At 65.8% G+C, this 24,286-nt stretch carries 22 protein-coding genes; 13 read left to right on the forward strand and 9 right to left on the reverse strand.

Annotated elements, in window-relative coordinates; genetic code table 11:
- Positions 1–400 precede the first annotated feature (400 nt).
- The 3 genes from Q0082_RS04090 to Q0082_RS04100 are packed head-to-tail and all read left to right on the forward strand — an operon-like array spanning position 401 to position 2,277.
- Positions 401–835, forward strand: a complete 435-nt coding sequence (locus Q0082_RS04090; RefSeq protein WP_298190225.1) for a TIGR01244 family sulfur transferase — start codon at positions 401–403, stop codon at positions 833–835.
- 15 nt (positions 836–850) lie between these two features.
- Positions 851–1,291 carry a hypothetical protein gene (locus Q0082_RS04095; protein ID WP_298190227.1) on the forward strand — a complete coding sequence of 147 codons (441 nt, stop codon included), beginning with the start codon at positions 851–853 and terminating at the stop codon, positions 1,289–1,291.
- Positions 1,288–2,277: a sterol desaturase family protein gene (locus Q0082_RS04100; protein ID WP_298190229.1), complete on the forward strand. Its 990-nt coding sequence runs from the start codon at positions 1,288–1,290 to the stop codon at positions 2,275–2,277. The genes Q0082_RS04095 and Q0082_RS04100 overlap by 4 nt, the downstream gene beginning before the upstream one ends.
- On the opposite strand, the gene Q0082_RS04105 is transcribed toward Q0082_RS04100, so the two are convergent.
- Genes Q0082_RS04105 through Q0082_RS04125 form a run of 5 tightly spaced genes read right to left on the reverse strand, consistent with a single transcriptional unit; the run spans position 2,218 to position 8,833 of the window.
- Positions 2,218–3,687 carry a hypothetical protein gene (locus Q0082_RS04105; protein WP_298190231.1) on the reverse strand — a complete coding sequence of 490 codons (1,470 nt, stop codon included), beginning with the start codon at positions 3,685–3,687 and terminating at the stop codon, positions 2,218–2,220. The genes Q0082_RS04100 and Q0082_RS04105 overlap by 60 nt on opposite strands.
- A gap of 40 nt (positions 3,688–3,727) precedes the next feature.
- Positions 3,728–5,047: a UDP-N-acetyl-D-mannosamine dehydrogenase gene (wecC, locus tag Q0082_RS04110; protein WP_298190233.1), complete on the reverse strand. Its 1,320-nt coding sequence runs from the start codon at positions 5,045–5,047 to the stop codon at positions 3,728–3,730.
- Positions 5,037–6,158 (reverse strand): UDP-N-acetylglucosamine 2-epimerase (non-hydrolyzing), encoded by a 1,122-nt coding sequence (wecB, locus tag Q0082_RS04115; RefSeq protein WP_298190235.1) that lies wholly within the window; start codon positions 6,156–6,158, stop codon positions 5,037–5,039. Before wecB ends, wecC begins: the two co-directional genes overlap by 11 nt.
- Before the next feature lie 55 nt (positions 6,159–6,213).
- Positions 6,214–7,200: an agmatine deiminase family protein gene (locus Q0082_RS04120; protein ID WP_298190237.1), complete on the reverse strand. Its 987-nt coding sequence runs from the start codon at positions 7,198–7,200 to the stop codon at positions 6,214–6,216.
- Positions 7,201–7,204: 4 nt separating this feature from the next.
- Positions 7,205–8,833, reverse strand: coding sequence for a M28 family metallopeptidase (locus tag Q0082_RS04125; protein ID WP_298190239.1), 1,629 nt, complete (start codon positions 8,831–8,833; stop codon positions 7,205–7,207).
- Positions 8,834–9,026: 193 nt separating this feature from the next.
- Here Q0082_RS04125 and Q0082_RS04130 point away from each other — a divergent pair, with 193 nt between their 5' ends.
- The 6 genes from Q0082_RS04130 to Q0082_RS04155 all read left to right on the forward strand — a co-directional run bounded on the left by Q0082_RS04130 (position 9,027) and on the right by Q0082_RS04155 (position 17,041).
- Entirely contained in the window at positions 9,027–11,771 is a 2,745-nt protein-coding gene (locus tag Q0082_RS04130) for a bifunctional [glutamine synthetase] adenylyltransferase/[glutamine synthetase]-adenylyl-L-tyrosine phosphorylase (protein WP_298190329.1), read from the forward strand.
- Positions 11,768–12,241: a peroxiredoxin gene (locus Q0082_RS04135; protein WP_298190242.1), complete on the forward strand. Its 474-nt coding sequence runs from the start codon at positions 11,768–11,770 to the stop codon at positions 12,239–12,241. Before Q0082_RS04130 ends, Q0082_RS04135 begins: the two co-directional genes overlap by 4 nt.
- Before the next feature lie 17 nt (positions 12,242–12,258).
- Complete coding sequence (locus Q0082_RS04140; protein WP_298190332.1) at positions 12,259–13,047, forward strand: ferritin-like domain-containing protein; 789 nt, start codon at positions 12,259–12,261, stop codon at positions 13,045–13,047.
- A 266-nt stretch (positions 13,048–13,313) separates the two neighbouring features.
- Positions 13,314–13,958 carry a M23 family metallopeptidase gene (locus Q0082_RS04145; RefSeq protein ID WP_298190335.1) on the forward strand — a complete coding sequence of 215 codons (645 nt, stop codon included), beginning with the start codon at positions 13,314–13,316 and terminating at the stop codon, positions 13,956–13,958.
- A 223-nt stretch (positions 13,959–14,181) separates the two neighbouring features.
- Positions 14,182–15,720 carry an acyl-CoA synthetase gene (locus Q0082_RS04150; protein ID WP_298190244.1) on the forward strand — a complete coding sequence of 513 codons (1,539 nt, stop codon included), beginning with the start codon at positions 14,182–14,184 and terminating at the stop codon, positions 15,718–15,720.
- A gap of 19 nt (positions 15,721–15,739) precedes the next feature.
- Positions 15,740–17,041, forward strand: coding sequence for a cytochrome P450 (locus Q0082_RS04155; protein WP_298190337.1), 1,302 nt, complete (start codon positions 15,740–15,742; stop codon positions 17,039–17,041).
- Positions 17,042–17,051: 10 nt separating this feature from the next.
- Here the strand turns inward: Q0082_RS04155 and galU are convergent, their stop codons facing one another.
- Positions 17,052–17,951, reverse strand: coding sequence for a UTP--glucose-1-phosphate uridylyltransferase GalU (gene galU, locus Q0082_RS04160; protein WP_298190246.1), 900 nt, complete (start codon positions 17,949–17,951; stop codon positions 17,052–17,054).
- Between the two features lie 125 nt (positions 17,952–18,076).
- Between galU and murA the strand changes: the two genes are divergently transcribed.
- Both murA and chrA read left to right on the forward strand, forming a co-directional pair.
- A complete protein-coding gene (murA, locus tag Q0082_RS04165) occupies positions 18,077–19,360 on the forward strand; it encodes a UDP-N-acetylglucosamine 1-carboxyvinyltransferase (protein WP_298190248.1) in 1,284 nt (427 codons plus the stop codon).
- Positions 19,360–20,646 (forward strand): chromate efflux transporter, encoded by a 1,287-nt coding sequence (gene chrA, locus Q0082_RS04170; protein WP_298190250.1) that lies wholly within the window; start codon positions 19,360–19,362, stop codon positions 20,644–20,646. Before murA ends, chrA begins: the two co-directional genes overlap by 1 nt.
- Here chrA and Q0082_RS04175 read toward each other — a convergent pair.
- Positions 20,635–20,871, reverse strand: coding sequence for a ribbon-helix-helix domain-containing protein (locus Q0082_RS04175; protein WP_298190252.1), 237 nt, complete (start codon positions 20,869–20,871; stop codon positions 20,635–20,637). The genes chrA and Q0082_RS04175 overlap by 12 nt on opposite strands.
- 61 nt (positions 20,872–20,932) lie before the next feature.
- Here Q0082_RS04175 and Q0082_RS04180 point away from each other — a divergent pair, with 61 nt between their 5' ends.
- Positions 20,933–21,718, forward strand: coding sequence for a DUF4019 domain-containing protein (locus Q0082_RS04180; RefSeq protein WP_298190254.1), 786 nt, complete (start codon positions 20,933–20,935; stop codon positions 21,716–21,718).
- Between the two features lie 45 nt (positions 21,719–21,763).
- Here Q0082_RS04180 and phbB read toward each other — a convergent pair whose 3' ends face one another.
- Both phbB and Q0082_RS04190 read right to left on the reverse strand, forming a co-directional pair.
- Complete coding sequence (gene phbB, locus Q0082_RS04185; protein WP_298190256.1) at positions 21,764–22,486, reverse strand: acetoacetyl-CoA reductase; 723 nt, start codon at positions 22,484–22,486, stop codon at positions 21,764–21,766.
- Positions 22,487–22,598: 112 nt separating this feature from the next.
- Entirely contained in the window at positions 22,599–23,411 is an 813-nt protein-coding gene (locus Q0082_RS04190) for a hypothetical protein (RefSeq protein ID WP_298190258.1), read from the reverse strand.
- 425 nt (positions 23,412–23,836) lie between these two features.
- On the opposite strand from Q0082_RS04190, the gene Q0082_RS04195 reads away from it, so the two are divergent.
- Positions 23,837–24,250, forward strand: a complete 414-nt coding sequence (locus Q0082_RS04195; protein ID WP_298190339.1) for a DUF3576 domain-containing protein — start codon at positions 23,837–23,839, stop codon at positions 24,248–24,250.
- Positions 24,251–24,286 lie beyond the last annotated feature (36 nt).

Below are 24,286 nucleotides of genomic sequence, written 5' to 3' on the forward strand. Positions count from 1 at the left end.
CGTCCGCGACCCCGCCGCCCTCTGTCAAAACCCATAAAAACCAATAAACCTTCGTTCCGCCCCTGCTTTCCTGGGTGCCGCAAGCCGGACGCGGCTGCCGACGGCACAACAAGGGAAATTCGCGAGACTCTGCTCGCCTGATCCTCTGCAATTAAGACTATAGCCAACAAACGCTTCAAGAGCGAACGGATTCGTTGGCACCGGGCACACGGGCTTGGATGACTGTTGCCTTTGTGCCATGCGGCCGCGGCTCTTGCCCTTGGCGGACAGTTTGGGCAATGGAGGCGGCCATGCCCCTGGTTTCCTGTCCTGCGGTCCTTTGGCCCGGCGCGTGCGCCCCGCCCGACTTCAGCCCGCCGCACAACCGGTAGGCCAACAAAGGCGAAAGAGAGGTTGCCCAATGTTCCGCAAGATCGATGACAAGACCTATGCCAGCCCGCAGATCGAGGTGGCTGATGTTGCCGAGGCTGTCGCTCTGGGTGTGGGTTTCATCATCAACAACCGGCCCGAGGACGAATCGCCGGACCAGACGCCAGGCGCCGAAATCGAAGCCGCAGCCAGCGCCGCCGGCATCGGCTATGTCGCGATTCCGGTGACCCATGCGGGCTTCTCGATGCCGCAGGTCGAGGCCATGCAGGCCGCGCTCGATGCAGCGGGTGACAAGCCGGTTCTCGCCTATTGCCGCTCCGGCACGCGCTCCACCCTGCTCTGGGCACTTGCGCAGGCGCGCATGGGCATGGCGCCCGATGCGATCGCCGCGCATGCCGCGGGTGCGGGCTATGATGTAAGCCCGATCATGCCGCAGCTCGATTTCCTCGCCGCGCAGGCCCGCTGAGTTCGGCGACCGTCGATGTCTTCGCTCGAGGCCCTGCTGGCCCTGCCCGGTGCCGCGATCGCCTTGCAGGCGGCCGGTTCCCTGATCGCGGTTCTCCTCGTCTTCCTGCTTGTGCGCGCACTCGACTTGGGCGGCGACGTCAGGATCACGGATGAAGCCGAAGCACGTGCACTCGCCGAAGCAGCGCGCTGCGGGTTCGAACCGGTCGAGGTCGCGCTCGACCGGGCGCGGATCGGTGCGCTGCTGCGCAACCGGGCGGGCGAAGTCATGTTGATCCGCCGCCACGGCGCCCGCTTCGCCGCCCGCGTCCTGTCCTCGCATGCCGGGGTGCGGCTTGATCGCGGCTTCCTGACGCTCTCGACGGACGATGCCCATTTTGGCAGCATCACGCTCGATCTGGGCGAGAAGGCGCAAGTCTGGGCCGCCAGCCTGCGCCGACTGGGGGCCCGCAAATGACCGATTTTCTTGCACCCCTGCTGGCCGCGCTCAGCCAGCCGATCAGCCAGCCGATCGATGTGATCGCTTATGCCGTGCCGGTGTTCGTCGCGATGATCCTGATCGAGATCGCCTGGGCGCGCCGCCACGCGCCCGAAGCCTACGAACCGCGCGACATGCTGACTTCGCTGCTGATGGGCCTCGGCAGCACGATCGCGGGCGCGCTCGTCGCCGGCCTGATCTATGCGGCAGCCATGTGGCTCTATGCGCACCGCGTGGCGACCGTGCCGTATGCCTGGTGGTCGTGGATCGCGGTGCTGCTGCTTGATGACTTCAACTACTACTGGGCGCATCGCACTGGCCACCGCGTGCGCTGGTTCTGGGCGGCGCACGTCAATCACCACACCAGCCAGCACTACAACCTGAGCACCGCCCTGCGGCAGACCTGGACCGGGTTCCTCGCGCTGTCTTTCACCTTCCGCATCTGGCCGGCCTTCTTCGGGGTCCCCCCGGAAATGCTGCTAACCGCAGGAGCGGCCAACACGGTGGGCCAGTTCTGGATCCACACCGAGGCCGTGCGGCGCATGCCGGCGTGGTTCGAGTGGATCTTCAACACCCCCTCGCACCACCGCGTCCACCACGCGACCAATCCGCTCTATCTCGACCGCAACTATGCCGGCGTGTTCATGTTCTGGGACCGCCTGTTCGGCACCTTCCAGCCCGAACTCGACGAGGAACCGGCGCACTACGGCGTGATCCGGCAACTGGGCACCTTCCATCTGCTCCACAGCGTGTTCCACGAATGGAAGGGCATCGCGCAGGACTTCGTGACGGCGCCCTGGCGCTACAAGCTGGCCTATCTCGTCCGCGAACCCGGCTGGAGCCATGATGGCAGCCGCGATACCAGCGATGCCATCCGCGCGCGCTGGCGGGAGTGCAGCGGGCACCTAGCGTCCGATGAGCCCCAGCGCATGCCGGATGAAGGCGTCGCGGTCAGCCACCCATAACATGTCATCGGCAAGGCGTGGGTTGGCGTAGGTCCAGCCGTCGGCGGAATAGGCCTTGCTGAAGGTGCCGCGTGTGCCGAACGCCAGCGAAACCGCGCGCTGCTCGCCTTTAAGGGTGAGGCCCTCGCCCGCGATCGTTGCCGTGCCCGGTTGGAAGCCCCGCCCCCATGGGCGGAGCGCAAAGACGTAGGGCTCGCTCCGAAAGCTGCGGACGTCTGTATTGAAGAAGACCGAGAGATAAACCTGATCCAGCACCCCGAGCGGCGCGGAAGGCATGCGCCACTCGGAAGTCGCGATCACCGGCCAGGGGTAATGCTGCGGGTTGCCGTAGAGGATCTCGCTGCGCAGATCGACGAGCGCCTCGCGCGGCTCCTGAAGCGGCGCCATCCGCTCGATCCTGAGGTTGTTCGACCAGGTGAACCCGAACGAAGTCGCGTCGATCAGGGGCATCGCCGAAGGCGGCCCCTGACCGGGCGCGTTCGAGACTGTCACGTTCTCGTAGATCCGCAGGTAGGCCTTGTCCTTCAGCTGGTGCCCGCTCGCGATATTGCTCCAGCCCTTCTGCCCCTGCCAGCGCACATTGCGGAAGTGCGAAACCAGCGTGCCGTTGATGTAGGTGCTGTGCTCCTGATCGGCCGCGGTGCCCACGTTGCCTGTGATCTCGCTGTCTTCGGCATAGAGCATGGTCTCCCCGCTCGGCGCGAAGATCGCGTTCTTGCCGCCGAACAGTTTCGCGCGCCGGATGACCGCAGTGAACAGACCCGGCGGCGCGCCGCCGTAGGTTTCGAGATGCACCGCCCCCATCGGCTGGATCGCGCCGGGGAAATCGAGCTCGATATCGCGCATCTCGAAATGGATGCGGGCACGGCCCATCTCCAGCGCTCGGATCCTGAGAACAGCCCATTGGTCGCCGCTGCGGAAGGTGACGCGTGCCCCGGGCTCCGATGAGCGGAAGATGTACTGCGTGCCGTCCAGATTGCCGACAATGTCCGGCAGGCTCGGCGCAAAGGGATAGACGCAGGGCCGTTCGGCCCGGTCGCGCGCTTCGTAGACGAACTCGAGGCCGCCCTCAGCCCGCCCATAGAGCGAGGCGACATCGTTGCCCTGATAGACCTCGCGCCCTGCCGCCTGCGAGGCATCGCACTTCACGAAGAAGCGGTTTGCGGGCCGGCGCAGGCCCTGCATCGGCATGTAGAACGGATAGCTCGCATCGTGCGCGGCATAGCCGGCCGGGGTGGTCGGCGGCGGCAAGTCCGGCGGGACCACGGGTTGCAGCGGCGGCAACCCAGGCTGCTGCGCGGCGCCAGGGCCGCGCGATGCCGTCTGCGCGTTCGATTCGCTGCCGAGCCCGCTGCAGCCGATGGTGCCGAGGACCGCGAGGCCGGCGGCCAACCGAAGGGGTAGTCTCATGGCGATCCTTCCGGCCACGGGCAGGTTCGCCCGAATCAGTTCAGCTCGCGAGCCGGAGCGCGGTACCGGCGGTCTCCGCATCCGGCTGATCAGGCCAGATGCCGCGCGTATCGTAGACGATCTTGCCGCTGCGTTCAGCGAGTGGGACGACCTTGAACACATCGTGATCGACCAGCACGATCAGCAGGTCGCAGGTCTCTAGCGCATCGTCGAGGTCGATCTGGCTCGCGCCGGTGTCGGTGAACTCGACCGGCAGGGCATTGGCATAGGGCTCCACGATGCTCACGCGAGGGCCGTACTTGCGCGCGATCCGTGCCGCCACGAAACGCGCCGGGCTCTCACGGAAGTCGTCGATATTGGCTTTGAAGGCGAGGCCGAGGCAGGCAATCCGCGCATCGGGATGAGCCTCGATCAGCTCGGTGGCCCGCGCGATCACGTGGTGCATCTTCTGGTCGTTGACCCCGCGCGCGGTGCGGATCAGCGGCGTATCCTCGGGCGCGCTTGCCACGATGAACCAGGGGTCGACTGCAATGCAGTGCCCGCCCACACCCGGGCCCGGCTGCAGGATGTTGACGCGCGGATGGCGGTTGGCCAGCCGGATCACTTCCCACACATCAAGGCCCATGCGGTCCGACACGATGGAAAGCTCGTTGGCAAAAGCGATGTTCACGTCGCGGTAGGCGTTCTCGACCAGCTTGGTCATTTCGGCACTACGCGCGTCGGTCGTCACGCAGGTGCCGCGCACGAATCGCTTGTAGAAGGCGAGCGCCTTGCGCGCGCAGCGCGGGGTAATGCCGCCGATCGAGCGGTCGTTGTTGGTGAGTTCTTCCAGAATGCGGCCCGGAAGCACGCGCTCGGGGCAATAGGCGATCGAGACATCGGGCGTCTCGCGGGTCAGGCCGGGGAACTTGAGATCGGGGCGCAGGCCCGCCATGAGGTCGCGCATTGCATCGGTCGTGCCGACGGGGCTGGTCGATTCGAGGATTACGACGTCGCCGGGCTTGAGCACGCCCGCCACCTCGCTGGCAGCCGCCTGTACGTAGGAGATGTCTGGCGTGTGGTGGCCGTCCTTGGCGAACGGCGTCGGCACCGCGATCACGAAAACGTCGGCGGGTTCGATCTGGGTCGAGGCACGCAGCAGGCCGCGCTGCACCACGCCCTGCACCAACCCGTCGAGATCGACTTCCTCGATATGGATTTCGCCGCGGTTGATCGTATCGACAACGCTCTGCGTCACATCGAGCCCGAGCACCGGGCAGCCCGAGCGGGCGATGATCGCGGCCGTGGGAAGTCCGATATAGCCAAGGCCGACAACACAGACCTGCGGCTTCTGATCGCCGTTTCCGATTTTAGCGGACATTCCCCAAGAGCTCCACGATACGCCGCGCGGCGTGCCCGTCCCCGAAGGGATTGTGCGCGCGCGCCATGGCCGAATAGGCAGCCTTATCGTCGAGCAGAGTAAAGATTTCGGAAACTATGCGCGCGGTGTCGGTGCCGACGAGCCGCGCGGTGCCGGCTTCGACGCCTTCGGGGCGCTCGGTCGTCTCGCGCATCACGAGCACCGGCTTGCCGAGCGCGGGGGCTTCCTCCTGCACCCCGCCGCTGTCGGTCAGCATGATTTCGGCAAGGCCCAGCAGGCGGGCGAAATGGGGGTAGTCGAGCGGCTCGATCAGCGCGACATTGGCCAGGCCGCCGAGCGCGCCTTCCATCACCTTGCGGACATTGGGGTTGGGGTGGACCGGGAAGATCAGCGCCACGTCTGCACGCGCTGCAATCTGCCGGATCGCCTCGGCAATCGCTTCGAGGCCGCCACCGAAGTTTTCGCGCCGATGGCTGGTGACACCGATGATCCGCTTGCCGGCAAATCGTGATTCCAGTTCGGCGAGGCCGCTAGCGAGCGCCGGCTCGGCTTCGATTCGCGCGCTCACCCACTGCAGCGCATCGATCACGGTATTGCCCGTCACGTGGATAGCATCGGCGGCCACATTCTCGGCCCGCAGCGCTCCCGCCGAAGTCTCGGTCGGTGCGAAATGCAGCGCCGCGATGGTGCCGATGATCTTGCGGTTCACCTCTTCAGGCCAGGGGTGATAGATATTGTGGCTGCGCAGCCCCGCCTCGACGTGCGCCACGGGAATCTTGCGGTAATAGGCCGCCAGCGCACCCGCCATCGCGGTGGCGGTATCGCCCTGCACGACCACCCAATCCGGCTTTTCGGCATCCATCACGCCGCCCAGCCCCGTGAGCAGCGCCGCCGTGAGCCCGTCGAGCGTCTGGTCCGGCTTCATCAGATCGAGATCGTGATCGGGTACGATCCCGGCAATCGCCAGCACCTGATCGAGCATGCCGCGGTGCTGCGCCGAAACGCAGGTGACCACGCGAAATGCGGGATCGGCGGCAAGCGCGTGCACCACCGGGAACATCTTGATTGCTTCCGGCCGCGTGCCGAAGACCACGAGGATTGTCTGTGTCATGACCCGCGCCATACCATCAGCCGGTTAAGGGGCGCATAATCACGCCCCTCAAGTTTCAGATGGACGGCATCTGCTGGCTGGAACAATGGAACCCGCCGCCTCCCGCGAGCACCGCATCGGCCATCAGTCCGATCACCGCGTGCCTCGGGAACAGTTCGGCAATGGCGGCGACGCCATCCTCGTCATGCTGCGTACCGAACACCGGCACGATCACCACGTTGTTGGCAATGACGAAGTTCATGTAGCTGGCCGGCTGGATCATGCCGCCCCATTCGACGAGTCCCGGCGACGGGACCTCCACCACCTCCACGCCGAAATCCCGCGCCCGTGCCGCCGCATCGGCATAGATCGCGGCGTTGGGATCGTCCGGACCCGTTGCGCGAGGGAGCGCCAGCCGGCTCGGCGCCACGAAGCGGGCCAGATTGTCGACATGACCATCAGTATGATCGTTGATGAGGCCATCCCCGAGCCAGAGCACGCGGTCGTAGCCGAGATCGCGCGCCAGCCGCGCTTCGAGATCGGCCTTGCTCAGCGCAGGGTTCCGGTTCGGATTGAGCAGGCACTGCGCCGTGGTCGCAACGAGCCCCGTCCCGTCACCATCGAGCGCGCCGCCTTCGAGGATCCAGTCGCAGCGATCGGCAGCGAGGCCTGCGCTGGCGGCAAGGTCTGCGCCGATGGCCTCGTCACCCGGCATCAGGTACTTGCCGCCCCAGCCGTTGAAACCGAATAGCCGCGCGCAGCGCTGCTCCCCGCCGCAGACGACCAGCGGCCCGGTATCGCGCAGCCAGACATCGCCATAGACCCGGCGCTCCAGCGTGACGGCGCCAGACACAAGGCTGCGCGCGCGGGCCTCGTTGGCTGCGTCGCGCACGATGAGGCGCACCTGCTGCCCGCTGTCGGCAACGGCGCTCGCAAAGGCGGCGATCTGCTCCTGCGCGGCATCGATCACGCCGGACCATTCTTCCGCCAGATGCGGAAAACCGATCCATAGCCAGTCCTGCGGATGCCATTCAGGCGGCATCCGCAGTTCAATCGTGGTCATGGCTTTACTTGCCCTTCGTTTCAGCCAGGCTCTTGTCGCGGATGGCGCGGAACTCGTCGTTCGGGTGCCAGTTGGGCCAAAGGGCGCTGTCAGCAAGCTCGCGGCCGAGCCGGTAGAACAGCTTCACATCCTGCTTCATGCCAGACATGTCCCAGCTTTCCTCGTATTCGTCACTCGGCTGGTGATAGCGCACATTCGTGTAATCGTCCGAGATCGCGGTCCCGGCGGCCTTACCGCCAACAACAAGATCGGTGCCGCGCTCGACCGCGAACATCGGCACACCGCGCTTGGCAAAGCTGAAGTGGTCCGAGCGGTAGTAGTATCCGCGCTCGGGATGGTCTTCTGGGGCTTCGCTCAGCCCCATTTCGGCTTCAACCTTGTGCAGGATCGCGGTCAGCTCCGATTTGTCGCCGCCGGTCACGGTCACGTCCTTCGCCGGGCTGCCGACGGGAAGCGCATCCATGTTCACCCCGCCCACGGTCTTGGCGAGCGGAAACACCGGGTTCTGGGCATAGTATTCCGAACCGAGCAAACCCGATTCCTCCAGCGTCACCGCCAGAAACACCTGGCTGCGTGCCGCCGGGCCGGCCATCCGGCTCATCTTCGCCAGCGCAGCCAGCGCGGCCACGCCGGTCGCGTTGTCGACCGCACCGTTGCAGATGTCATCGCCGGATGCATCGGGCTTGCAGCGCCCCAGATGATCCCAGTGCGCGGTATAGAGCACGTATTCATCGGGCCGGGTCTTGCCGGGCAGCAAGCCCACCACATTGTGCGAATTGGCCTTCTCGATGGTGTTGTCGAACGAGAGGTTGGCCTTCAGACCAAGCGGTACCGCCTTGAAGCCCTTCGTCTGCGCCGCTGCCGTGAGCGCAGCAAGGTCCTTGCCCGCCGCCTTAAGGATCGCTTCGGCCACGGGCTTCTGGACCCAACCATTCGCGATAGTCTGGTCCGCGCCGTCGTTGGCAGTCTGAACGAAGTGCTGCGCGCCCGACCAGCTCGATTCGACCACCTGCCAGCCATAGGCCGCCGGGAACGTATCGTGGATGATCAGCGCGGCCGTCGCCCCCTGCCGCGCGGCTTCCTCGAACTTGTACGTCCAGCGCCCGTAATAGGTCATGCGGCGGCCGCGGAAGAGGCCGTCCTCGCCGTCCATCGCATAGTCCGGATCGTTGACGAGGATGACCGCAGTCTTCCCCTTCATGTCGATCCCGGCATAGTCGTTCCAGCCGAGCTCCGGCGCGTTGATGCCATAGCCGACGAAGACCAGCTCGCTGTCCTTCACCTCGGTATGCGGCGTGATCCGGTAGCTGCCAGCCACGAAATCGCTCGAAGGCTTGAACGTCAGCGCCTCCGCTCCGCCAGTGATGGTGAGCGGGCTGCGGTTCGTTCCGGTGATCGTCGCAGTCGGCACATCCTGCAGCCACGTCGGTTTGCCATCTGGCCCTGTGTTCCCCGGCTGGAGCCCCGCCGCCTTGAACCGCGCGATGATCGCATCGAGCGTCTTGGGCTCCGCTGCCGTACCCGGCCCACGCCCCTCGAACTCGTCCGAAGACAGGGTACGGATCGTGTCGCGCATCAGCGTCTCGTCGACCGGCGGCACGGCGGGCGCGGCGTGGCTTGTCGCCAACGGCATGACCAGCGCAGCACCGCACAAGAGGGCAAGGACCCTGCGGCCCAACGACGTGCAGATTTTCATCCTCATTTTCCTCATTTGGCATGCATGGCGCCAGATCGGGCGTGGGGCGCACAGGTGGCAGAGCCCCCGCTTGCTGGCAAGCCGCACGCATGCGCTTGATCGCACCGCGCCGACCGGGCATCGCAGCACCATGATCGGCACCAACGCAGCAACGGACAACGCAGCAACAGACTGGGCCCACGCCCTCCACCGCGCCCGCACCGAAGCGCCGTTCCTGTGCCGCGGCCTCGAGCGCCTGCCCGATCTTGCTGATCTGCTGGCCGCCGGCCGAATCGAGGATGCCCTCGCCGCCGCGCATGCGGCGGGTCGCAGCGAGCCGGACACCGGCGTCGCGCTTCGCCGCCAGCGGCTTGCGCTCGCGGTGGCGCTCGCCATCGGCGATCTCGCCGGCGCGCTGCCGCTCGCACGCATCATGGCCGAGCTTTCCACCTTTGCCGATCAAGCGCTGGATGCCGCGATCATCGCCGCCATGCGCCGCCGCGTGCCCGATGCCGAGCCGCAGGGCTTCTCGGCCATCGCGCTCGGCAAGCACGGCGCGGGCGAGCTCAACTACTCGTCCGACATCGACCCGATCCTGCTCTACGATCCCGATCTCCTGCCCCGCCGCGAGCGGGACGATCCGGCCGAATGCGCCCAGCGCATCGCGCGCACCGTGGTCGAGCTGCTGAGCGCGGTCACCAGCGAAGGCTATGTCTTCCGCGTCGATCTGCGCCTGCGTCCCGCCGCCGAAGTCACCCCGCTCGCGCTGCCCTTCGTGGCCGCCATCACGCACTACGAATCGAGCGCGCTGGCCTGGGAGCGGGCCGCCTATATCCGCGCCCGCCCGGCCGCCGGCGATGTGGCCGCAGGGCAGGCTTTCCTCGACGCGATCCGCCCGTTCGTCTGGCGCCGCAGCCTCGATTTCGGCGCAATTGCCGAAATCGGCCGGCTCACCACCCGCATCCGCGATCATTACGCCGGCGGGCAGGCAGTCGGGCCGGGCTATGATCTCAAGCGCGGACGAGGTGGCATCCGCGAGGTCGAATTCTTCGCCCAGACCCACCAGCTGATCCATGGCGGCCGCAATCCGGCGCTGCGCCAGCGCGGCACCCGCGCAGCGCTCGATGCGCTGGCCGAGGCTGGGATTGTCGCCGCCGAAGACGCTGCGCTGCTTGGCGAGAGCTACGACCGGCTGCGCACGCTCGAACACCGCCTGCAGATGGTCGCCGATCAGCAGACCCATAGCCTGCCGACCGATCCCGCACAGCTCGATGCCGTGGCCCGGCTCGATGGTCTGCCCTCCGGCGCCGCACTGGTCGACGAGCTGGCGCAAATCTCCGAAGCGGTCGGCAGCCGGTTCGACGGGCTCATCGCGACGTACGCCCCCACCGGCGCCGTGCCCGTCACCACGCGCCCGCTTGAGCAGGAACTCAAGGCGCTCGGCTTTGCCGAACCCGCAGTGCTGGCCGCGCGAATCGAAAGCTGGGAGAACGGCCAGTACCGCGCCCTGCGCAGTGCCGAGGCCCGTGCTGCCTTCGCCCGTCTGCGCGAAACGCTGCTCGGCGCGCTCGCCGCAGCGCCCGATCCGGAGCGCGCCTTGGCGCGCTGGGAAGGGCTGCTCGCCGGGCTGCCCTCCGCCATCAACATCTTCCAGCTGCTCGAGGCACGCCCCGCGCTGCTCGGCGTCGTCATGCGGGTCCTCGCGCACGCGCCAACACTTGCCGACGAGCTCGCCCGCCGCTCCGATCTGCTCGACACCCTGATCGACCGCAGCGCCTTCGATCTGCCCGGCAGCGTCGCAAGCCTCGCCGCCGAATTCCGCCGCTGCGAGGCGGGCGATGACTATCAGTGCCTGCTCGATGCGGTGCGCCGCAAGGTCGGCGAGTGGCGCTTCGCGCTCGGCGTGCAGCTGATCGAAAGCCAGACGGGCGAGGCATGGCGCGACCCCCTCGATGTGGCGGCCGCGCTCTCGCGCATTGCCGAGGCAGCTATCCTCGTGCTGGCCGAGGCAGCGCGCGCCGAGTTTGTCCGCCCGCACGGCCGTATCACGGGTAGCGAGCTCGTCATCCTCGGCCTCGGCCGGCTGGGCGGCGCGGCGCTGACCCACGCCTCGGACCTCGATCTCGTGTTCCTGTTCAGCGGCGATCATACCGGCGAATCGGACGGGGGCCGCCCGCTTGGTAGCACGCTCTATTACAACCGGCTCACCCAGCGGGTCATCGCAGCTTTGTCCGCGCCGACCGCAGCCGGCGCGCTCTACGAGGTCGATGTCCGCCTTCGCCCCAGCGGCGCGCAGGGACCGATCGCGGTGAGCCTTGATAGTTTCGCCCGCTATCAGCGCGAGGATGCCTGGACCTGGGAGCACATGGCGCTGTGCCGCGCGCGGCCCCTGTTCGGCACGGACGAGGATTGCGCTGCGCTTGCGGCGATCATCGATACGGTGCTGCACCGCCCGCGCGACAGGGACAAGCTGCGCACCGATGTGCTTGCCATGCGGGCGGAAATGGCGCTGCACAAGCCGCCTGCAGGGCCGCTCGACGTCAAGCTGGCACGCGGCGGACTCGTCGATCTCGAGTTTATGGTCCACTATCTGCAACTGCGCGAGCGGACCGCGCTTGATCCCGATCTCGGTCTGGCAGTCGATGGACTTATTGCTGCAGGCCTGCTCTCCCCGCCCCTGCGCGCGGCGCACGATCTGCTTGCGCGCCTGCTCATAGTCGTCCGTCTGGTTGCCCCCGACGGACGCTATCCGCCCGAAGCCAGCCGCGCTATCGTCGCGCGGGCATGCGGTCTCGCCGATTGGCCGGGGCTGCTGACTGCCGTGTTGGCAGCCCGCCGCGCCATCGCGGCCTGCTGGCACACCGTTTTCGATGAGGAACTGGAGATCTGCGAATGAGCGAGACGATCGGCGCGGGCAGCAAGCTGCCTGATGTTGCCATGACCACGCCCGACGGCGGCACCGTGAAGCCGTCGGATTTTCTGGGCCGCAAGCTGGTGCTGTTCTTCTATCCCAAGGATGATACCCCCGGCTGCACCACCGAGAACAAGGACTTTTCAGCCCTTGCGGCCGAGTTTGAAGCCGCCGGCACCGCGCTGCTCGGCGTGAGCAAGGATCCGCCCAAGAAGCATCTCAAGTTCATCGAAAAGCACGGTCTCGCCGCGCCGCTGGCAACCGATGCGGAAGAGGGCGGCCTTTCGGACGCGCTCGGCATCTGGACCGAAAAATCGATGTACGGCCGCACCTACATGGGCATGGAGCGCACGACCTACCTCGTCGGCGCAGACGGCGTGATCGCGCAGGTCTGGCCCAAGGTGAAGGTCAAGGGTCACGCCGAAGACGTGCTGGCCACCGCCAAGGCGCTTTGACCGGTTCTGCCATGACGATGACCAGCATTGCCGCAGCGATCCGGGGAGCGATGCTCACCGCCGATCCTGCGGCCAAGGCGATGGCGACGCGTGCGGTGCGGCGTGACTGGGCGGCAGGAAAGCTGGCCTTCGTGTTCGATGCCTTGATGCCGGACGAGCCCGCGCGCCCGGCCCGGCCCGAGCTGCTCCCACCCAATGCCATGCCCAAGCGCGGGCGCGGCGGTTCGGAACGCGGGCGGCTCGCGCTGCTCCACGCGCTCGCGCACATAGAGTTCGTGGCGATTGACCTCGCGCTGGATGCCGCCGGCCGATTCGGTGAGCAGCGCGGGCCGGAATTTGTCAGCGACTGGCTCGATGTGGCAGCCGATGAGGCGATGCACTTTTCGCTGCTCGCCCGCCGGCTGCGCACGCTCGGCTCGGACTACGGCGCCCTGCCTGCGCACGACGGGCTGTGGGATGCAGCGCGCGAAACCGCGCACGATCTGGCTGCCCGGCTTGCCGTGGTGCCGATGGTGCTCGAAGCGCGCGGGCTGGACGTCACGCCGGTGACGATCGAGCGCTTTGTCGCCGCAGGGGACCAGCGGTCGGCCCGCATTCTCGAGCGGATCCTGACCGACGAAATCAGGCATGTGCGCTACGGCACAACGCACTTCCTCAAACTGTGCGACGAACGCCGGGAATCGCCGCCGGGATACTGGAAAGCGCTCGTCACGCGGCATTTTCGAGGAGCTGTTAAGCCACCGTTCAACGACTCAGCGCGTCGTGCTGCCGGTTTATCGTACGAATTGATGACAGGGGTTGTCTGATTAAGACACTTCCCCCTAACCGGTTTCCATCGAGGCAGCGGGAGGGGTTTCCGCGTAAGTCTCAGGGGACTTGCCAGGCAGGCCGGGATGATCCGGCGGGTTGTTGGCAGGAACCAGGTGGGTCGATCCGGGCTTTCAAGCAGCGCATGTGATGCTGCAAGATCCGGGCGGTTAAGGGTTAGCGGGTCGTAATGATAAACAACAAGATTTTGAAACTGGTGCTGGGCTCGATCGGAGCTGCTGCCTGTTTCTTTTCGGCTCCTGCCATGGCGAACAGCGCCGCATCGGCCGATATTGCTGCGCCGCTCCGCGCCGCCGAAGCTGCCCGCAACGGCACCACCGCCACCCCCGCCGACGATGAGTTCCACAAGCTGTTCGCAAGCTGGAAGGCCCTCGAAACGGGCGCACCGCTTGGCGCTGCAGCGCCCGCCCAGCGCAATGGCGGCGTTTCGATCCCCTCGCTCGTTCCCGTTTCGTCGAACCGCGCCATGAGCAGCGGCTTCGGCATGCGCGTTCACCCCGTTCTCGGCGGCTTTCGCGCTCACAAGGGCATCGATCTTCCCGCCACGACCGGCACCCCGATCCACGCTTCGGCTGATGGCGTTGTCGGCAAGGCTGACTGGTTTGGCGGCTACGGCCTGTTCGTCGAACTGGAGCATGGCGGCGGCATGGAAACCCGCTACGGTCACATGTCGCGCATCGCGGTTGCCGAAGGCCAGCGCGTCCGCAAGGGCGACGTGATCGGCTATGTCGGTTCGACCGGCCGCTCGACCGGCTCACACCTGCACTACGAAGTGCGGATCGGCGGTGAGGCCGTGAACCCCATTCCCTACATGCAGACGGTCGCGCCGGGTGTGTCGACCGAGACCGTGCTGGCACAGAGCGATGTGCCCGCCCCGCTGTCGCGCTGATCGCCGCGACGAAAAGTCATCTTGGAGAGGATGGGACGAAGGCGGCGGAAACGCCGCCTTCTTCTTTTTTGGCAAGAGCACAACCGGCCTTCAGCCTGCACGACGGCTCGAAACGTGCCTTCAGATTTGCCAAAACCGATGAATCCCGTTGCGCGTCTTAATCGAACGGTTAAACTCTCTGTGAACGCGGTCTGATCGAGCCGCAGATCCTGAGAGGATGCGCATGCACTACCACCCGAGTTTCCACGCGCGGACCAATCCTGAAAAGCCGGCGGTGATCATGTCCGGCAGCGGCGAAGTCGTGACATATGGCGAGCTTGAGGCGCAGAGCAATCGCTTCGCCCAGTTGCTGCGGTCGCGCGGGATTGGCATCGGCGATACGATTGCGCTCTGCTTCGAGAATCACCCCGTGTTCTTCTCGCTGTGCTGGGGCGCGCAGCGCGCGGGGATTGTCTACGTCGCGATTTCCTCGCGCCTCGCCCCTCCCGAAGTCGCCTATATCGCGCGTGACAGCGGCGCCAAGCTGCTGGTCGGCTCGGGCGCGCTTGCGCCGCTGCTCGATGCTGTCGCGGCACAGGCGCCCGAAGTCGCCCAGCTTCGCCTTGGCGGCAGCGGTGAACATGACCTTGCAGCGGCCCTTGCCGCGATGCCGGCCGACCCCGTCGCCGACGAACGCGCGGGCTGCGACATGCTCTATTCGTCGGGCACCACCGGCAAGCCCAAGGGCGTGCGCGTGCCCCTTCCCGAAGACCCCGCGATTGGCGGCGCCAACTCGCTGATCATGCTGGCGGGCGGCCCCTTCGGCATTCGCCCCGATGCGGTCTATCTGTCCCCCGCACCGCTCTACCATGCCGCGCCATTGCGCTGGTCGATGACCATCCACCGCTTCGGCGGCACCGTGGTGTGCATGGAAAAGTTCGATGCGGAGAAGGCGCTGGAAGCGATCGAGCGCTACAAGGTGACCGACAGCCAATGGGTGCCGACCCACTTCGTGCGCATGCTCAAGCTGCCCGAGGATGTCCGCAAGCGCTATGATCTCTCCTCGCTGCGCGGCGCGATCCACGCGGCAGCGCCCTGCCCGGTCCCAGTCAAGCGCGCGATGATTGAATGGTGGGGCCCGGTGCTCAACGAGTACTATGCCGGCACCGAAGGCAATGGCTTCACCTTCATCTCGAGCCCGGAATGGCTGGCGCGGCCCGGCTCGGTGGGCCGGGCGCTGCTCGGCACGATCCGCATCTGCGACGAGAACGGCGATGAAGTGCCGCGCGGCACCGAAGGCCAGGTCTTCTTCGAGGGCGGCAATCCCTTTGCCTACCATAACGATCCCGACAAGACGCGCGACGCCACCAACAAGCACGGCTGGACCAGCCTTGGCGACGTGGGTTGGGAGGATGAGGATGGCTATCTGTTTCTCACGGATCGCAAGAGCTTCATGATCATCTCGGGCGGGGTCAACATTTACCCGCAGGAGATTGAGAACCTATTGATTACACACCCGAAAGTAGCCGACGTCGCGGTCATCGGCGCCCCCGATCCGGACATGGGCGAGCGCGTGGTCGCCGTCGTTCAACCGCATGAAATTGATGAAGTTGGCCCCGCCCTGGCCGAGGAGCTCCTTGCCTGGCTCGCCCCGCAGCTCAGCCGGGTGAAGCTCCCCCGCCAGATCGACTTCCGCGCCGATCTGCCGCGCGAACCCACCGGCAAGCTGTTCAAGCGCCTGCTGCGCGATGAGTACAAAGCTGCGGCCGCAGCAGCCGCCTGACCAGATCGAGGATACCGCAATGGCAACCACCACCGAGAACATCGTCCCGGAAGAAATCGGCCGCGCCGTCATCGATCCCGCCGCCTATGCTGCCTGGGATCCGCTGCTTGACCAGTTCGACACTCTGCGCAGCGAAGGCCTGCAAGTTGGCCGCGTCATCTCGTCGGCCGATCTGCACGAGCCGTTCTGGCTGGTCAGCGGGTTCGATGAAGTGATGGCGGTGAGCAAGGACAACGTCACCTTCCTCAACCACCCCAAACCGACTGTCTTCACGCTGCGCAGCACCGATGCGCTCGCCCGCGCGATCACAGGCGGCAGCCCGCATCTCGTGCAGTCGCTCGTCCAGCTCGATGCGCCCCTGCATCCCAAGCTGCGGCGGCTGACGCAGGACTGGTTCATGCCCAAGAACCTGCGCACGATCGAGGCGCGCACCCGCAAGATCGCTGAAGCCACCGTCGACCGTTTGCTCGCCGCCGGCAGCGAAGGCGATTTCACCAAGCTCGTCTCCTCGCCCTATCCGCTGCATGTCGTCATGCAGATACTCGGCGTGCCCGAAGAGGACGAGCAGCGCATGCTGGTGCTAACCCAGCAGATGTTCGGCGGACAGGATGAAGAGCTCAACCAGTCCGGGATCAAGGACCTCCCGCCCGAAATGATCACCCAGATCGTGGCCGGCGCGGTGAAGGACTTCGAGGCCTATTTCGCCGCGCTCGCCGCCGAACGCCGCAAGAACCCCACTGATGACGTCGCCACCGTCATCGCCAACGGCACCATTGACGGGCAGCCGCTCGATGATGTGGTAACGGCGGGGTACTACATCATCACCGCGAGCGCCGGGCACGACACGACGAGCGCATCGACCGCTGGCGCGATGCTGGCGCTTGCCCGCGATCCCGAGCAGTTTGCCCGGGTCAAGGCGGATCGCAGCCTGCTCGCCGGGATCGTCGAGGAAGCGATTCGCTGGACCACCCCGGTGCAGCACTTCATGCGCACCGCTGCGGCCGATACCGAACTAGGCGGGCAGAAGATCGCCAAGGATGACTGGCTGATGCTCAACTACGTTGCGGCCAATCACGATCCGGCACAGTTCCCCGATCCGCGCCGATTCGATGCGGCCCGCGAGGGCAACCGTCACCTCGCCTTCGGCGCCGGCGCGCACCAGTGCCTCGGCCTTCATCTGGCGCGGCTTGAAATGCGTATCCTGTTCGAAGTTCTGCTCGACCGACTGGACAGCGTGGAACTGGCGGGCGAGCCCGCGCGCGCCAAGTCCACCTTCGTCGGCGGGCTCAAGCGCCTTCCGCTGCGTTGGAAGGCGGCCTGACCCCTTCGCGTTACTGTGCCAGCAAGCGCTGCATGATCGCGCGGACGTCGTCCGCCATGTCGGGCCGTTCGAGCGCCAGCGACAGGGTCGCCTCGACGAAGCCGGCCTTGCTGCCGCAATCGAACCGCCGCCCGGTGAAGGTGACGGCGTGGAAAGGCTGTTCGCCGATCATCCGCGCCATCGCGTCCGTGAGCTGGATCTCGCCCCCCGCACCCTTCTCCTGCCCCTCAAGCGTGCGCATCACTTCGGGTTGCAGGATGTAGCGACCGGAAATGATCAGGTTCGAGGGCGCGTCCTCCCGCTTCGGTTTCTCGACCAGGCCGGTCACTTCGGTCAGCTTGTCGGAAATACGCGCGCCGGGCGCGATGACGCCGTAACTGGAGACTTCCTCCTCGGGCACTTCCAGCACGCTGATGAGATTGCCGCCGACCTCGTTGTAGGCGTCGACCATTTCCTTCATGCAGCCGGGCGTCCCGATCATCAGCTCATCGGGCAGGAAGATCGCAAAGGGCTCGTCGCCGACAATGGCCCGGGCGCACCAGATCGCATGACCGAGGCCCATCGGCACCTGCTGACGGACGGTCACGAGATTGCCGGGCAGGATGCGGGTGGCATCGAGGATGGAAAGATCCTTGCCGCGGTCGCTCATCGTGCGCTCGAGCTCGAAAGCGGTATCGAAATGCTCGACAATCGCGGTCTTGCCCCGACCGGTCACGAAAATTAGCTGCTCGATGCCCGCCTCGCGCGCCTCGTCCACCGCATACTGGATCAGCGGCCGGTCGATGATCGGGAGCATTTCCTTGGGGATCGCCTTGGTAGCAGGGAGAAAACGCGTGCCCATCCCGGCGACGGGGAACACCGCCTTGCGAACGGGTTTGCGCAGCGGCTGCGTTGCATTGCTACCGGTCATGTCGTCTCTGGTCCCCTTGTTGAGCGGCCGGCAATGGCCATGCAGTCACTGTGACATAACGGGGTGCTAGTGCGCCACCATTTCGATCCTGTTGCGCAGACAACCAAAAAAGCTAAACGACTGCGATGGACAAGATCATCATTCGTGGCGGCAACCGCCTTTCCGGCACGGTTCCAGTCTCGGGCGCGAAGAACGCAGCGTTAACGCTGCTGCCCTGCGCGCTCCTTACCGAAGAGCCGGTAACGCTGCGCAACTTGCCGCGCCTTGCCGATATCGATGGTTTCCAGCACCTGCTGAACCAGTTCGGCGTATCGACCTCGATTGCCGGTGCGCGCCCTGAAGACTTCGGGCGGGTCATGACCCTTCAGGCAACGCGGCTCACATCGACCGTCGCGCCCTACGATCTCGTGCGCAAGATGCGCGCCTCGATCCTTGTGCTCGGGCCGCTGCTGGCGCGCGCCGGCGAGGCGACTGTCTCGCTGCCGGGCGGCTGCGCCATCGGCAACCGTCCGATCGACCTTCACCTCAAGGCGCTGGAAGCCTTCGGTGCGCAGATCGAACTTGCCGCGGGCTATGTGCGCGCGATTGCGCCCGACGGCGGCCTGCCGGGCGGGGACTACAGCTTCCCGATCGTGTCGGTTGGCGCGACCGAGAACGCACTGATGGCCGCCGTCCTCGCGCGGGGAACAAGCACGCTGCACAACGCAGCGCGCGAGCCCGAGATTGTCGACCTGTGCAATCTTCTCGTCGCGATGGGCGCGCAGATCGAAGGGATCGGCACGTCCGACCTCACCATCCATGGCGTGAACCGGCTCCACGGCGCAACCTATATGGTCATGCCGGACCGGATCGAGGCGGGTAGTTATGCCTGTGCGGCGGCGATCACCGGTGGCGATATCACGCTCGCGGGCGCCCGCGCGGAAGATATGGCCGCCACGATCCAGGCCCTGCGCGACGCGGGCGTGCTGGTTGAGCCCGTCCGTGGCGGACTGCGCATAGCCAGCGACGGCCAGCTGCGCCCTGTCACGCTTTCAACCGCGCCCTATCCCGGCCTTGCGACCGACATGCAGGCACAGCTCATGGCGATGCTGTGCCTCGCCAATGGTTCGAGCGTGCTCACCGAGACGATCTTCGAGAACCGCTACATGCACGTTCCCGAACTCAACCGCATGGGCGCCCACATCGAGACCAAGGGCCGCACCGCCATTGTTCACGGCGTCGGCAAGCTTCACGGCGCCGAAGTGATGGCGACCGATCTTCGCGCCTCGATGAGCCTCGTGATTGCCGGCCTTGCGGCAGAAGGCGAATCGCAGGTCCACCGTCTCTATCACCTTGATCGCGGCTATGAGCGGCTCGAGGAAAAGTTCGCGCTGATTGGCGCGGACGTGGAGCGCGTCGGCGGCGACTGATGTCTGAACCCACGCTGGCAGAACTGACCCGGGTTTTCGCGCGGATCGGTTGTCTCAGCTTCGGCGGGCCTGCCGGGCAGATCGCGTTGATGCAGCGCGAATTGGTTGATGAGCGCGGCTGGGTCGAACAGGGCGCCTTCCTGCGCGCGCTCAATCTCTGTCACTTGCTCCCCGGCCCCGAAGCGCAGCAACTGGCGACGTGGATTGGCTGGCGCCTGCACGGCGTCCGCGGCGGTCTGATTGCCGGGCTGCTGTTCGTTCTGCCCGGCGCGGTGGTCATGCTGGGGCTTTCGCTGCTCTATGTTGCCGCAGCGGGCCTGCACTGGTTTGCTGCGCTGTTCCTGGGGATCAAGGCGGCGGTGCTCGCCGTCGTGGTGCAGGCGCTGCTCCGGGTTGCAAGGCGCGCACTGGGCACCCGCTTCAAACTGGTGCTGGCGGTTCTGGCTGCGCTTGCACTGACACTTCTTCACGCACCGTTTCCGCTGGTCATTCTCACTGCAGGCGTGATCGGCGCGGCAGCGGCCAAATGGTCGCCGCAGTGGCTGGGCTCGCACCATGCGGCACTCGGCGACGGCCCGCTTGAGGCACCGCGCCGGCTCGCGACCCTGACTGTGCAGACGGTCGCCGTGTGGCTCGCGATCTGGGCCCTGCCATTGGCACTGGTGTTCGTGACACTCGGCCCCGATCATGTGCTGTGGCAGGTCGGGCTATTCTTCTCGCGCCTCGCCGTCGTTACCTTCGGCGGAGCCTATGCAGTGCTCGCCTATATGGCGCAGGCGGCCGTGAGCGGGTTCGGCTGGCTTTCTCCCGGCGAGATGGCGGACGGCCTCGGCCTTGCCGAAACCACGCCCGGTCCGCTGATCATGGTCACCCAGTTCGTCGGCTTCATCGCAGCCTGGCGCCATCCGGGCTGCCTTTCGCCGCTGGTTGCCGGCCTGCTCGGCGCAGGGCTGACCACATGGGTCACCTTCGCCCCCTGCTTCCTGTGGATCTTCGCCTGCGCGCCGTGGATGGAACGACTTGAGCGCGCCGAACGGCTGCAAGGCGCGCTGGCGGCGATCACAGCAGCTGTCGTCGGCGTGATCGCCAATCTGGCGCTGTGGTTTGCTTTGCACGTGCTCTTTGGCCGCACGTCGGCGGCGGGGCTGCCGGACATCGCCAGCCTCGACTGGCGCGCCGCCGTGATCGCCGCCGGCGCTGCCGCGATGCTTTTCCCTCTGAAACGGGGCATCATGCCGACCCTCGCCGTCGCCGCGGCAGCAGGCTTCGCGCTGTCAGCCTTCTAGTGCCCGCGAGGCGAGCCAGAGGCGGATCGCACCGGCGAGCCCCGGCGGCGTTTCTGCAGCAATCCGTTCGGCATCGATCCGGGCGACAAGGGCGTTGATCGGCACGCTCTCCGCTTCGGCCGCCATGCGCAGCCAATCCCAGAACAGCGGTTCCAGGCTGATCGAGGTCTTGTGCCCGGCGATCTCGACCGAACGCTTGACGGGAGGGTGGTAGAGTTCGGGCATGGAAGAGCGATACGAATTATTGGGGGTGGCCCGCAACAGGCGGCGTCTCTAGATCGGCGAGATGGCGAGCGGATATCAGGCACTCACCGAAAAGGAAAAGGAAACGCTGCGCCTGCTCGTTGGTGGTCACGATGCGAAATCGATCGCGCGCCACCTTGGCCTATCCGTCCATACCGTCCACGAACGGCTTCGCGATGCCCGGCGCAAGATGTCCGTCTCTAGCAGCCGGGAGGCAGCGCGCCTGCTCCACCAAATCGAAGGAAGGCCTCCCGAATTCTTTGGGGACAAAGCAATCGGGGATGCGGCCCCAACCGCTGCGGCACATCCAAACCGCGAGCCAGTCAAAGGCCGCGGCGATAGGCGCCGCGCCGGCTGGATCTTCGGAGGAATTGCCATGATCATCAGCCTAGCCCTGCTTGCCTCGCTTGCCCTTTCCGGAACCGGCGCACCATCCGAAGGCAGCCTGCTGGCTGCCGCGGCGTCCGGTACTCCGGTCGCCGCTGCGCCAACCTCGGCCAGCGAGGCTGCGGCAACCGGCGCGGCGTTGCGGTTCCTTGCTCTGCTCGATCGGGATGACTGGGCCGGAAGCTGGCAGGCAACCCACAAGTCGTTTCAACTGCTCAACACGGTGGATTGGTGGACCCAGGCATCGCAATCGGTGCGCGCCCGGGTTGGGAAACCGATATCGCGCGAACTCGCCACCGTCGATTTCACGGCTGCACCGCCCAAGGGCTATTGGGTGATCACGTTCACGGCCCGCTACAGCAACCAAACCCGCGTGACGGAAACGCTTCAAATGGCTTCTGAAGGCGACGGCTGGAAAGTTGCGGGAATCACCGTCGAGTAAACGCGAGGTCCTGCCCCGCCCAAGAACGGGCGGGGCAGCCACCAATCAATACATATGCTGACCGCCGTTGATGCTCATTGTCGAGCCGGTCACGAACGCACCGTCTTCAGAGGTGAGGAAAGCCACGCCGCGGGCGATCTCTTCGGCCTGGCCAAGGCGGCCGACCGGGATCTTGGCGACGATCTTCTCCAGCACAGGCGCCGGCACGGCAGCAACCATGTCGGTATCGATGTAGCCCGGCGCGATGGCGTTCACGGTAACGCCGTACTTCGCGCCTTCCTGTGCGAGCGCCTTGGTAAAGCCATGAATGCCCGACTTGGCAGCCGCATAGTTGACCTGGCCGTACTGCCCCGCCTGCCCGTTGATCGAACCGATATTGACGATGCGGCCCCAGCCGCGCTCGCGCATGCCGGGGAACGTGGCCTTGGCCATGTTGAAGCAGCCGCCGAGGTTGATTCGCATCACCTCGTTCCAGTCGTCGAAAGTCATCCTGTGGAGCACGCCGTCGCGCGTGATGCCGGCATTGTTGACCACGATGTCGATCGGACCAACCTCAGCAGCGATCTGCGCGCACATTTCGAGTGTCGCTTCATGATCGCCCACGTCAAAGCGATAGGCCTTGATCCCGGTCCGCTCCGTGAACGCGCGCGCCTTTTCCTCATTGCCTGCATAGTTGGCGACGACCGTGCGGCCCTGCGCCTGAAGCGCGAGGGAAATGGCTTCACCGATACCCCGAGTACCCCCGGTAACCACAGCAACGCGCGTCATCGTCTTCTCCCTCTCCGGTCCATCGCGGGGAGGGTAAACGCAAGGCTGCTGGCCGACAAGCACTTAGGCTGCGGGCATACGACTGCACCGCATCGGTTCACAACAGCAAGGGTTAGAACCGGAACTGGGTTCCGACGTAGACCGCCTGGCTATCCTTCTTGCCATCGGTGAGCGGACGAAGCCGATCACGCTCGGGCGAGTACCGGACGCCTGCCGTGACATCGAGGTTGCGGGTCAGGCGATAGCTACCGCCCAGATCAACCTGATAGTCGTTCTGGCCTTCGAACGTCCGCGGCGTGTGGCCGACATGATCCCGCGTATCGAGTTCAATTCGCGGGGCAAGGCGTGCAGAGGCGTTCGCCGTCGCCGTTGCGAAGCTGTCCTTGCGGCCAATGGCACGCAGATCAGGCATTTCCAGACGCTGGATATCGAGACGCGACTCGCGAGCGAGACCTGGCGTCGCTGCGAAGCTCTGATAGCCGCGCGCAAGGCCGAGGTTGTAAACCATCGGGGCAATCCGAACTGGCGCAGCGCCTAGCGCGCTGACGCCTGCCGGGAGCGCCGTGCGCACGACCAGATCCTGCGCGCCGATACCGCTGACCCGCACAGCTACGGTGACGGCGCGGTCAGGACGGTTTTCCATGCCGGCCGGCGTGAAACGGAACAAGCGGCCGTGACCAGCACTCCGCCCCTGAATCTGCGCCGTGATTTCCGAAACCAGCTTCGGATCGACGGATGCGGGCGTGAACGAGCCGATGCCGCCACGTGCCGAAAGGCTAACTGGAGCAGACGCAAAACCACCCGTCAGCGCACTGCCCAGCGCGGGCGCCGCGACCATGCCAAGCAGCGCGCAACCGACCAATGGCAGCACACGCGCACGGACAACACCGCGCGTCTTGGCTCCCTTGATCGTCTTGCCATTCATGGCCAACCTGACTTTCCCATTTGCCGAGCCGCAAAAAATGGCAGCTCCGACGGAACTCGCGACCGAGTCTGTAGGTAGGACATACGGTGGTCCGAGGATAATTTCCAGTAGCACAACGATTTTCTGCAAGCTTGGGCGCGTGTCTTGTGAGACCTGTTGCATCGAGCCCACATCATCCCGGTTGGCAGACGACCTTGTTCGATCTGTTCAGGCCATCGCAAGCCGCAATGAGCCATTCGATGCATTGCCCTTGCGGCGCGCGTCAACGGGATGATAGAGCGCCAGCGGCAAGGCGCCGGATTGGCGCGGATTTCACAAGGCAGGAAAAACGGCGCGACCGCTGAGTTCCTGCCAGCAAGGACAGTATGCACGTGACGACACGCCCCCGCATTTCTTCTGCCTTCGTCCGGGGTATCACGACCGGCATGCTTGTCATCGCCGCGACCGGTCTGGTCGCTGGCTGCAGCGGCAAGCCCCGCCCCAAACTGGACCTCGCGGCCAGCAAGGTGACGACGATCGGCGTTAATGCCTACCTGTGGCGCGCCACGCTCGAGACACTTTCGTTCATGCCGCTCGTGCAGACCGACAGCAACGGCGGCGTGGTGGTGACCGACTGGTATGCGAACCCGCGCAATCCAGGCGAACGCATGAAGCTTTCTGTTTCGATCCTCGATCAGGACTTGCGCGCTGATGCGCTGCGGATCGCGGCAAGCCGGCAGGTCAACCAGGCCGGCAACTGGGTCGATGCCCCGGTTCAAGCCGCTACCGTCCAGAAACTGGAAGACATCATCCTGACCAAAGCGCGCGATCTCAGGCGCCAGACGCTGGTCAAAGGCTGAAATCCGGGCGGGTTTGCCCTAGCCTGACAGTTGCAC

Origin of the sequence: Novosphingobium sp., from assembly GCF_027489515.1 — a bacterium.
Classification (GTDB): Bacteria; Pseudomonadota; Alphaproteobacteria; order Sphingomonadales; family Sphingomonadaceae; genus Novosphingobium.